Source organism: Paracoccus sp. UBA5162, assembly GCF_002413585.1.
GTDB lineage: Bacteria > Pseudomonadota > Alphaproteobacteria > Rhodobacterales > Rhodobacteraceae > Paracoccus.
In genome coordinates this window covers 1-9,282 of the sequence record NZ_DHXG01000047.1, presented here as the reverse complement: position 1 = coordinate 9,282, position 9,282 = coordinate 1, and the positions used below count along the sequence as shown (strand labels likewise).

The window sequence follows — 9,282 nt, the reverse complement described above, 5'->3', positions numbered from 1 at the left end:
CAGTCGAATTGCGGCGTGGTGTCGCCAAAGCCCTTTTCGCCCGGAAAGCTGAACAGCACGGGGCTGTCATCGGTGTTCAGTTGCTGCCCGGTCCAGTCGCGCTGCTGCTCGATGCCGCCATAGAAACGGCGCATCTTGCGGCTGATGAACTGCTGGCCCTTGCGTTCGATCAGAACCTCGCCGCTCTCGCTGAAGGTGGTCAGCTGGAAGCGGGTCTTTTCCAGCGTGACCCCGTCGATGGTGACGGTTTCGCCAGTCAGTTCGTCAAAGCCGACGTGCCGCAGCCTTTCGCCCGTGTTCGAGACAGTCCAGAAATCGAAATCGTCATAACCGGTGTTCAGCAACGTGTCGAAGCTGGCATCGTCGGCGGCGCCCTTTTCCAGCACGTCCTGCAGACCGGTCTGGGGATCGGTGCTTTCAAGCCAGCGGGTCTGGTCGTCGATATGGGACAGGTGGGTCAGCCCCTCCTGTCCAAAGGTGGCGCTGCGCTGATCGCCCTTGGGATCGGCGTCGCAGCGGTAATATTGCACGACCGAACAGCCCCGGTTCTGGACCGTGTAATCCAGCCGGCAGCCTTGCGGCGGGGTATAGATCGCGGCCCGCCCCGGCAGTGGAATCGCGGCCAGAAACCCGGCCAGCAGAATCAGCGCCGCCAGCCAGGTCAGCGCGCCCCGCCCGTCGTCACGCCGCGCGCCGACCCGCGCGACAGCCGCCGTGGATTTCCCGGTCCATTCCGTGCTTGTCCGTTGCATCCCTGATACCTCGCTCATTCGGCGGCGACACGCTGCTCGCCGGTCAGGAAATTGGCGATCGATTCGGCCGCCTCGCGCCCGTCACGGATCGCCCAGACCACAAGGCTTGCCCCGCGCACGATGTCGCCCACCGCATAGACGCCGGGGACCGAGGTCAGGTGGGTCTGGAAATCGGCCTTGATCGTGCCCCAGCGTGTCACCTCCAGACCGTCCACGCCCCACAGCCGGGGCAGTTCCTCGGGTTCGAAGCCAAGCGCCTTGATGACCAGATCGGCGGGCTCGTCATAATCGGCGCCCTCGATCAGTTCGGGCGATTGACGGCCGCTGACATCGGGCTGGCCCAGCCGCATCTTGCGGACCCGGACGCTGGCGATCTGGGGCAGGCCGTCCACGTCGCGTTCCTGCGCCGCCGCGGCCTCGCCGGTCACATGGCCGGCAAAGGCGCCGGGCGCGGTCAGCCAGACGAATTCGACGCCCTCCTCTTCGGCATTGGCGACCTCGCGTTGGCTGCCGGGCATGTTCGCCCGGTCGCGGCGATACAGGCATTTCACCGATTGCGCGCCCTGCCTGATGGCCGTGCGGACGCAATCCATGGCCGTGTCGCCGCCGCCGATGACGATGACGCGCTTGCCGCGTGCGTTCAGTTCTCCATCCTCGAAATCGGGGACGTCGTCGCCGAAATCGACCTTGTTGGACGCGGTCAGATAGTCGATGGCGCGGACGACGCCGCCAGCCTCGGCATTGTCGATGTCCAGATCGCGGGTCTTGTAGACGCCGGTGGCGATCAGGACCGCATCATGCTTGCCGCGGATCGCGTCGAAACTGATATCCTCGCCGACATTGCAGTTCAGCACGAATTCGACGCCGCCTTCCTCCAGCAGCTTGTTGCGCCGCATGACGATGTCCTTTTCCAGCTTGAAGCCGGGGATGCCATAGGTCAGCAACCCGCCCGCGCGGTCGTGACGGTCATAGATGGTGACCTGGAATCCCTGCTTGCGCAGCATGTCGGCGGCAGCAAGGCCGCCCGGCCCCGCGCCGATGATGCCGACGCTTTCGGCGCGTTCCCGACGCGGGACCGACGGCGTCACCCAGCCCCGGTCCCAGGCGGTATCGGTGATGTATTTCTCGACCGCGCCGATGGTGACGGTGCCGTGGCCGGATTGCTCGATCACGCAATTGCCCTCGCACAGCCGGTCCTGGGGGCAGATGCGGCCGCAGATTTCGGGGAAGGTATTGGTGGCCTGGCTGACTCGGTAAGCCTCTTCCAGACGGCCCTCGGCGGTCAGCCGCAACCAGTCGGGGATGTTGTTGTGCAGCGGGCAATGGCTCTGGCAATAGGGCACGCCGCACTGGCTGCATCGCCCGGCCTGCTCGGCAGCCTTGGCGGCGGCGTATTCGCGGTAGATTTCGTGAAAATCCTCGGCCCGTTCCGCCGCGGCGCGCTTTTCCGGCATCTCGCGCGGGGTCGAGACGAATGTCAACATCTTCTGCGTGGCCATGGCTGCGCAACCTTCCAAAGACAGAAACTCCCGCAGCCCGCATAAACCAAGGGCGCGGGAAATAAAAGTCAGTTACACTGACCTAAATTGAAGATTTCTGCCCCTGCACGACAAAACCTGACCAAACCGAGCCGGATTTGGGTCAGTAACACTTACCTACCAGCCGCAAGCGCCAGCAGGACAAGGCTTCCGGCGACGATTCTCCACCAGGCGAACAGCGCGTAACCGTTCTGCGAGACGTAACCCAGCAGCCACCGCACGACGAGGACCGCCGTCAGAAAGGCAAGCACGAAGCCGATGGCGATGTCCCCCATCGCCGCCGCGTCCAGCACATCGCGATTCTTGTAGAAGTCATAGACGAAGGCGCCCAGCATCGTCGGCATGGACAGGAAAAAGGAAAATTCGGCCGCCGATCGCCGGTCCGCCCCCAGAAGCAGCGCCGCGACGATGGTCGAACCGGACCGCGAGACACCGGGGATCATCGAAAGGGTCTGGATCACACCGATCTTGAAGGCCATCGACAGCGGGAACTCGTCGGCCCGTTGATAGCGCGGGTTTTTTGCCCAGCGATCGACGAAAAGCAGCACGATTCCGCCCAGGATCAGCATGACGGCGATCAGCACGGGTGTCTCGAACAGGACCTTCTTGATGATATCGTAGGCCGCGACGCCGACGACCACCGCCGGAGCGAATGCCAGCAGCACCGCCGCGATGAAGCGGCGCGACCTGGCGTCGCGCGGTGCTGTGGAAAGGTAATACCAGATCCGCGCCGAATAGACGCTGAGGATGGCCAGCACCGCGCCAAGCTGGATCATCACCTCGAAGGCGCGGCCGGGCGAGGCGAAGCCCAGGAAATACCCGGCCAGCAGGACATGGCCGGTCGAGGAAACGGGGATGAATTCGGTCAGGCCCTCGAGAATCCCGAGGACCGCAGCGCCAATCGGATCGGATTCCATCACAGGCTCCGCAGGTTCTTGGCGGAATCCTTGATCGCGTCATATTGCCCGGACGGGCGAAAGCGCCAAAGATAATCGTCCAGCACCGCCTCGACGGCGGTCGGCTGGATTCCCAGATCCTTCAGACCTCTGGCCTCTGGCGAAACGACATTGTCCTGACGCAACAGCGCAAGCTGGTCGCGGCTGAGCACGGTATTGGTGAACATCCCGCCAGACACGTATTGCGCCCCGTCCAGCATCGTCGCACCGATCCGGGCGATCCAGAACGGCATGTTCAGGACCAGCCTGCGGCGGTGAACGACGGTCAGGGTCCGGGCGACGATTTCGCGCAGGGTCATCACGTCGGGGCCACCCAGTTCATAGATTCCGGGTTCCGCCTCTCCGGTGGCGCCCTTTGTCGCGGCCAGTGCAACGTCATCGACGAAGACCGGCTGCATCCGCGTCCTCGCCCCCGCGATGGGCATGACCGGCCCCAGCCGCGACATCGCGGCAAAGCGGTTGAAGAAGTTGTCGCCGGACCCGAAGATCACCGAGGGCCGCAGGATCACTGCATCGGGCCGGTGTTCCAGCACCGCCGCCTCGCCCCGCGCCTTGGCTGCGACATAGCGGCTGTCCGAGTCGGGATCCACGCCGATCCCCGAAATGTGGACGATCCGCGCCACCCCCGTCTCGGCCGAAATTCGCGCGATATGGGACGCACCCTCATCAAAGATATTGTCGAAGGTGCTCTTGCCCTGCGCCTGCGTGATGTTGACGCAATTGACCACCGCCTCGGCATCCGACATCGCGGCGCGGACCGACAATTCGTCGCGGATGTTGCACAGGACCGGCACAACCTGACCGACCGCGCCGTAGGTGCGTGTGAACAACGCCTCGTCGGGTCGGCGCACGGCGATCCGCACACGCCAGCCGCGCTTGGCCATCAGCCGCGCGACCTGTCGGCCGACAAAGCCCGACCCGCCATAGATCGTGACCAGTTTCGCCATGAGCGCTGCCTCCTTCGTGCCGCCTGTCGCTGCGATCAATAGCCAAGCCGGCGCCCGCCGACAAGCCGCAGCCTGCCCGGCGCGGTCCGGGCCGCGCGGCGACGTGAAGCGGCGGCGAAAATTTTCGCGCGGCCCCATTGACGCCCTCGGCGACTGGCTTTAGAGACCCCGCTCACCACCTGCCCAGGTGGCGGAACTGGTAGACGCGCACGGTTCAGGTCCGTGTGCCGCAAGGCGTGGAGGTTCGAGTCCTCTCCTGGGCACCACAAAAATCCTGCCGTTCGCAAGAGCGGCGGGATTTTTCGTTTCCGGCGCAGGCGTTTCGCGCCCGCGTCGCGGTTCAGAACCCCTGATGGGTTTTCAGGAACTCGGTCTCGTCCGGTGTCGATTCGCGCGCCAGGACCGCGTTGCGATGCGGAAAGCGGCCGAAGCGGGCGATGATTTCGCGATGTTGGCGGGCGAACCGCAAAGAGCTTTCGTCGCCCAGAGCCTCGTAAAGCCTGACCGCGCGATCCTGATCCTGCAGATCCTCGCTGTGCATGAAGGGCAGGTAAAAGAACTGCCGCGCGGTCGCCTCCACCTGCTGATCGAAACCATGATCCAGCGCGGCGCCCGCATGCCGCAGCGCCAGATCGTTGCTTTCAAAGCTGCGCCCCGATCCGCGGAACATGTTGCGCGGGAACTGGTCCAGCACGATGACAAGGGCCAGAGCCCCCTGCGGATCCCGCATCCAGTGGTCCAGCCGGCCGCCATGCGCCGCCTCGTAGGTTTCGCCGAAAAGCTGGATGATCCGGCGGTCGATCTGGTCCGACTTCTTGAACCAGTGGCTGCGCATCTGGTCCGAGAACCAGAAATCGTGGATATCCTGAGCGGTCTTGATCGCCATCGCCGGGCCCTTCCGTCGCATATTTCGCCTTGCTCAGCCTCGGTCCTGCGCTGCCGGGTTGCAAGCGTCAGACGACGCGAAAGCGCGTACCCCAGGGATCGGTCATCACCGCGCCCGAACGCGCCGGATCGGCCAGCACCACCTCGGCCAGTCCGGCCATCGCCGGATCGCGGTGGCCGGCGGCGCGGCTGTTCCAGACATTGCAGGCCAGATGATGGTGATAGCCGTCCCAGCCATACCAGGCCCCGCCCGGAGCCTCGAATGTCCGGTTCAGCCCCAGATCGCCCCGCATGAAATCCTCTGCCGGCGGCAGTTCGCCCACCTGCAAATGGACATGGCCGACAAGGCTGTCTTCGGGCGCCCCCCGCCACGGCCCGTCCGCCACGCCGGCCAGATCGTCCAGATCCAGCCGGCGGGTGAACATCCCGATCCGGTCGCCGTCGCGATTCCATTGGTCCGCGGGACGATCGCGATAGATTTCGATGCCGTTGCCCTCGGGGTCATCCAGATACAGCGCCTCGCTGACGCCATGATCGCTGGCCCCGCTCAACCGTGTTCCGGTGCTTTCCGCGTGACGCAACCAGCGCGCCAGATCGGCGCGGCCGGGCAGCAGGAAGGCGGTATGAAACAGCCCCGCATGGCGCGGATCGCGCGGTTTCGCGGCCGGATCGGCGCGCAGTTCCAGCAGCAGCCGCCCGCCCGCGCCCAGCCGGCGGGTTTCGCCGTCGCCGCCCAGCGGCGCAAGGCCGATGACCGCCTGGTAAAAATCCGCCATGCCGGGCAGGTCGCGCACGGTCAGCGCGACATGATCGATTCCGCGTTTCGTCATCCGGAGCTCCTTTCGCCGGGGCCGGCGCGGGCCCGCGCCAGATCCTCGGGTGTGTTGATGTTGAAGAAGGGATCGATCGCGGCCGTTTTCCAGACCGCGCGTCCGGCATCGTGACGCGCAGCGAAATCGCGCAGCCGCCGTTGTCCCGCCTTCAGGAACCGGCGCAGGGGATCGCGCAGCGCGACGGGCCAGAGGCCGAAGGTCGGATGATCGGCCAGCGCGCCCGAGGCATCTTGCGTGGCGGCGATGACCGGCCCGGCATCCGTCCGCGCGCGCGCCAGGCGCGTGGCCAGATCCGCGGGAAAGAAGGGGGTGTCGGCGGCGACGCTGACCACGCTGGCCGCCCCGACGGCCGCCGCCCATTCCATCCCCGCCAGGATCCCCGCCAGCGGACCGGGAAATCCGGGCAGGTCATCGGCCAGAACCGGCAGGCCGAACGCGGCGAATCGCGCCGGATCGCCATTGGCGTTCAGCGCCAGCGGACCGCATTGCCGCGACAGCCGCACGATGACATGGGCCAGCATCGGCCGACCGCCCAGATCCAGCAGCGGCTTGTCGCCGCCGCCCATCCGGGTGGCGCGGCCTCCGGCCAGGATGATCGCGGGAAAACGCTCCATCGCGCAAGCCTGCCCGCAGCCATGAGCCGCTGCAAGACCCCGCCGATGCGCGCGCCGCATTACTTGACAAATTTAGTCGAAAACCCTAGCGCGACTTGAAAGGCCAGTGTTCCGCTTGCCCCGCGCAGGTTTTCCGCCAATCCTGCCCCGAACCGGAGTTGAGTCATGTCCGATCTAGGATCGAGCCTTGCCGCGCTGCCGCCGATCGGCCTGATTCGCGATGGCGGCTGGACGATGTGGCTGATCGCGGCGCTGTCGGTCGCCACGCTGGCGGTGATCCTGTGGAAGCTGTGGGCGCTGTGGCGTCTGGGCGTCTGGGGCGGCCGCCATTCGCGCCGGGCGCTGGAATTGTGGATGCAGGGCCGCCATGCCGAGGCTTTGGCCGCGGTGAGGAATCGCCCCTCGGCCCGCGCGCGCGTGGCGCAGGCGGCGATAGGCACCTCGCTGGATCCGGCCATCGGCGAAAAGGCCGCGCGCGAAGAAACCACCCGCATTGCCCGCCAGACCCTGTATCGCGCGCGCGAGGGATTGCGGGCGCTGGAACTGATCGCGACCATCGCGCCGCTTCTGGGTCTGCTGGGCACGGTGCTGGGCATGATCGCGGCCTTCCAGGTGCTGCAAAGCTCGGGCAACCGGGCCGATCCCGCGGATCTGGCGGGCGGCATCTGGGAGGCGCTGCTGACCACCGCCGCCGGCATGGCCGTGGCGATTCCGGCGGGCGTAGCGCTGAGCTGGTTCGAATCGGTGGCCGACCGGTTGCAGGCCGATCTCGAGGATCTGGCGACGCGGATCTTCGTGCGTAGGCCGGCACCCGGCCGCCCCGCCGCCCGGCTGTTCGAGGCGGCGGAATGACCGGCGGCTTCGATTTCGGGCCGCGCCGGCATCCACGGCGCATGTCGCTGACGCCGATGATCGACGTCGTTTTCCTGCTGCTGATCTTCTTCATGCTATCGTCGCGTTTCGGCATGGATACGGTCCTGCCCATCGCCGGCGGGGCCGGCGGCGGCGAAAGCGCATGGCAGGGCGCGCCGCGGCTGGTCAGGATCGGCGCCGATGATCTGGCGTTGAACGGCGTAGCGATCGCAGCCGCCGATCTTGCCGCGGCGCTGGCGCCGCTGATGCCGCAGGATGGCGGCGCGGTGATCCTGCGGCCGGCGCCGGGCGCCGATCTTCAGCGTGTCGTGTCGGTCATGGACCTGCTGCGCGACGCGGGATTTGACGACCTGATCCTTGTGGAATAGGCCCGTGCGCATCGACATGCCCCCCCGCAGGCGCCGCGGCGAATCGATCATCCCGATGATCAATGTCGTCTTCCTGCTGCTGATCTTCTTCCTGCTCACCGCGCAGATCGCGCCGGCGCCGCCATTCGATGTGACACCGCCCGACAGCCGATCGGACATTCCCGCGCAGGCCCGGGGCGTTCTCTATGTCTCGGCCGGGGGCGAACTGGCCTATGATGCGGCGCGCGGCGAGGCGGTCTGGCCGCTGATCGCGGCGCGGACCGATGAAGGTCCGCTTGAAATCCGCGCCGACGAGGCGGTGGAGGGGGTCCGGATCGCACGCCTGCTGAAACGCCTTCGCACCGCTTCTGATGCGGACCTGCGGCTCGTGGTCGGCGGGGGCTGACGCTGGTGCGCAGATTTCTCGAGATGGCCGGATTCATCACCATTGCAGCCGCGCTGCACGTCTCGGCGGGCGCGATGCTGCTGCCGCGCGACGCCGCGCGGGGCGAGGCGCGGGACGCGGCGGCGCCTGCGCGATTGTCGGCGGGCGGTCCCGCGATCCGGCAGATGGTGTCGCAATGGTCGGCCCCGCCCGAGGTTCAGACGAAGCCCGTCCCCGACACCGTCCAGCCAGCCGCGCCAGAGGAGGCGCCGATTCGTCCGCGGGCCGCCGGACCGCCGCTGGTGGCGGACGCGATGCCGCAATCTGCGACGACACCCCCGCCCGAGCTCCGCCCGAACCTGCCCCCGCCGCCTGTGGAACCGGCGGCGCAGATCGACAGCACGGCGCTGCCCGACCTTCGACCCTTGCAGCCGCCCGCTATCGAGGCCGCGTCGGCCTTGACGCTGACCGCCTCGGATCGCCCGGCCGCCCGTCCCGGCCCGACGCCACAGCCGGAACCGCGGCGGCAGGTGCAGCCCGAGCCGCGCGATCCGCAACGGCAGGCCGTGCCGGCAAAGGCGGGTCAGGGCGGGCGGATGCAGGCCAGCCCTGAGGCTACCGGCGGCGGCGGCGGTATCAGCCCGCAGCAACTGGCCCGGATCGAGGCAAGCTGGCGGCAGCAGATCGGCGCCTGCATGGCGCGCAGCGTCTCTCGCGTGTCGGGCGGGCGCGGGGCACGAATGGCGGTGAATTTCGTCGTCGGCCGGAACGGGCGCGTGCAAGGCGCGTCGCTCAACGGCTCCTCGGGCGACGCGCGCGTCGATCAGCAGGTTCTGCGCGCGGTCCGCAGGGCGCGCTGCCCCGCCGCCCCGCCCAGCCTGCCGCAGCGGCAATTGTCGTTCCAGCAGCCCTTCGCGATTCGCTGATCGCGATCCGGCGAAGCGGCAGGGCCGACAGGCGCCCGGCCCGCGCGGCGGACAAACGTCGGTGGAGGGGGACCATTCATCCTTCGGGCGCGGGCGCTTCGGCATCGCCGGAGGCTGCGCCGCCGCCGCCCGCCTCGCCCTTGGCCGGGGCGGGCTGGGCGTCGATCAGGCGGTTGTCCTCCCATTCGCCGGCGGCAACCTGCCCGCTGGCATAGCGCATCACGCC

11 protein-coding genes and 1 tRNA gene are annotated in these 9,282 nt (G+C 67.5%); 5 read left to right on the top strand and 7 right to left on the bottom strand.

Annotated elements, in window-relative coordinates; translation table 11 throughout:
* From B4A72_RS06860 to B4A72_RS06845, 4 genes are all read right to left on the bottom strand, one after another.
* Positions 1-752 (bottom strand): hypothetical protein (locus B4A72_RS06860; protein WP_292978255.1); only part of this gene is annotated, 752 nt, incomplete at its 3' end.
* 14 nt (positions 753-766) lie between these two features.
* Positions 767-2,251: an NAD(P)-dependent oxidoreductase gene (locus tag B4A72_RS06855; RefSeq protein ID WP_292978254.1), complete on the bottom strand. Its 1,485-nt coding sequence runs from the start codon at positions 2,249-2,251 to the stop codon at positions 767-769.
* 152 nt (positions 2,252-2,403) lie between these two features.
* Positions 2,404-3,207, bottom strand: a complete 804-nt coding sequence (locus B4A72_RS06850) for an undecaprenyl-diphosphate phosphatase (protein WP_414692171.1) — start codon at positions 3,205-3,207, stop codon at positions 2,404-2,406.
* Positions 3,207-4,193: a complex I NDUFA9 subunit family protein gene (locus B4A72_RS06845; protein WP_292956783.1), complete on the bottom strand. Its 987-nt coding sequence runs from the start codon at positions 4,191-4,193 to the stop codon at positions 3,207-3,209. Before B4A72_RS06845 ends, B4A72_RS06850 begins: the two co-directional genes overlap by 1 nt.
* A gap of 181 nt (positions 4,194-4,374) precedes the next feature.
* On the opposite strand from B4A72_RS06845, the gene B4A72_RS06840 reads away from it, so the two are divergent.
* A tRNA-Leu gene (locus B4A72_RS06840) sits at positions 4,375-4,459 on the top strand.
* Between the two features lie 74 nt (positions 4,460-4,533).
* Here the strand turns inward: B4A72_RS06840 and B4A72_RS06835 are convergent.
* From B4A72_RS06835 to mobA, 3 genes are all read right to left on the bottom strand, one after another.
* A complete protein-coding gene (locus B4A72_RS06835; RefSeq protein ID WP_292956780.1) occupies positions 4,534-5,079 on the bottom strand; it encodes a DUF924 family protein in 546 nt (181 codons plus the stop codon).
* Positions 5,080-5,146: 67 nt separating this feature from the next.
* On the bottom strand, positions 5,147-5,908 hold the full coding sequence (locus B4A72_RS06830; protein ID WP_292978253.1) for a VOC family protein: 762 nt from the start codon (positions 5,906-5,908) through the stop codon (positions 5,147-5,149).
* Positions 5,905-6,525 (bottom strand): molybdenum cofactor guanylyltransferase MobA, encoded by a 621-nt coding sequence (gene mobA, locus B4A72_RS06825; protein WP_292956775.1) that lies wholly within the window; start codon positions 6,523-6,525, stop codon positions 5,905-5,907. Before mobA ends, B4A72_RS06830 begins: the two co-directional genes overlap by 4 nt.
* Before the next feature lie 165 nt (positions 6,526-6,690).
* Between mobA and B4A72_RS06820 the strand changes: the two genes are divergently transcribed.
* From B4A72_RS06820 to B4A72_RS06805, 4 genes are read left to right on the top strand one after another with little or no spacing between them, the layout of a single operon-like run.
* The gene (locus B4A72_RS06820; protein ID WP_292956772.1) at positions 6,691-7,377 is read left to right on the top strand and encodes a MotA/TolQ/ExbB proton channel family protein; all 687 of its coding nucleotides are present in this window, start codon (positions 6,691-6,693) and stop codon (positions 7,375-7,377) included.
* The gene (locus B4A72_RS06815) at positions 7,374-7,766 is read left to right on the top strand and encodes an ExbD/TolR family protein (protein ID WP_292978252.1); all 393 of its coding nucleotides are present in this window, start codon (positions 7,374-7,376) and stop codon (positions 7,764-7,766) included. The genes B4A72_RS06820 and B4A72_RS06815 overlap by 4 nt, the downstream gene beginning before the upstream one ends.
* Positions 7,767-7,782: 16 nt before the next feature.
* Positions 7,783-8,151, top strand: a complete 369-nt coding sequence (locus B4A72_RS06810; RefSeq protein ID WP_292956766.1) for a biopolymer transporter ExbD — start codon at positions 7,783-7,785, stop codon at positions 8,149-8,151.
* 23 nt (positions 8,152-8,174) lie between these two features.
* On the top strand, positions 8,175-9,056 hold the full coding sequence (locus B4A72_RS06805) for an energy transducer TonB family protein (protein WP_292978251.1): 882 nt from the start codon (positions 8,175-8,177) through the stop codon (positions 9,054-9,056).
* Positions 9,057-9,282: the final 226 nt, after the last annotated feature.

Excerpts from the sequence above, each read along its gene's own strand:
- B4A72_RS06855 (WP_292978254.1), bottom strand. The coding sequence starts at position 2,251 with ATGGCCACGCAGAAGATGTTGACATTCGTCTCGACCCCGCGCGAGATG.
- B4A72_RS06850 (WP_414692171.1), bottom strand. The coding sequence starts at position 3,207 with ATGGAATCCGATCCGATTGGCGCTGCGGTCCTCGGGATTCTCGAGGGC.
- B4A72_RS06845 (WP_292956783.1), bottom strand. The coding sequence starts at position 4,193 with ATGGCGAAACTGGTCACGATCTATGGCGGGTCGGGCTTTGTCGGCCGA.
- B4A72_RS06835 (WP_292956780.1), bottom strand. The coding sequence starts at position 5,079 with ATGGCGATCAAGACCGCTCAGGATATCCACGATTTCTGGTTCTCGGAC.
- B4A72_RS06830 (WP_292978253.1), bottom strand. The coding sequence starts at position 5,908 with ATGACGAAACGCGGAATCGATCATGTCGCGCTGACCGTGCGCGACCTG.
- mobA (WP_292956775.1), bottom strand. The coding sequence starts at position 6,525 with ATGGAGCGTTTTCCCGCGATCATCCTGGCCGGAGGCCGCGCCACCCGG.
- B4A72_RS06820 (WP_292956772.1), top strand. The coding sequence starts at position 6,691 with ATGTCCGATCTAGGATCGAGCCTTGCCGCGCTGCCGCCGATCGGCCTG.
- B4A72_RS06815 (WP_292978252.1), top strand. The coding sequence starts at position 7,374 with ATGACCGGCGGCTTCGATTTCGGGCCGCGCCGGCATCCACGGCGCATG.
- B4A72_RS06810 (WP_292956766.1), top strand. The coding sequence starts at position 7,783 with ATGCCCCCCCGCAGGCGCCGCGGCGAATCGATCATCCCGATGATCAAT.
- B4A72_RS06805 (WP_292978251.1), top strand. The coding sequence starts at position 8,175 with ATGGCCGGATTCATCACCATTGCAGCCGCGCTGCACGTCTCGGCGGGC.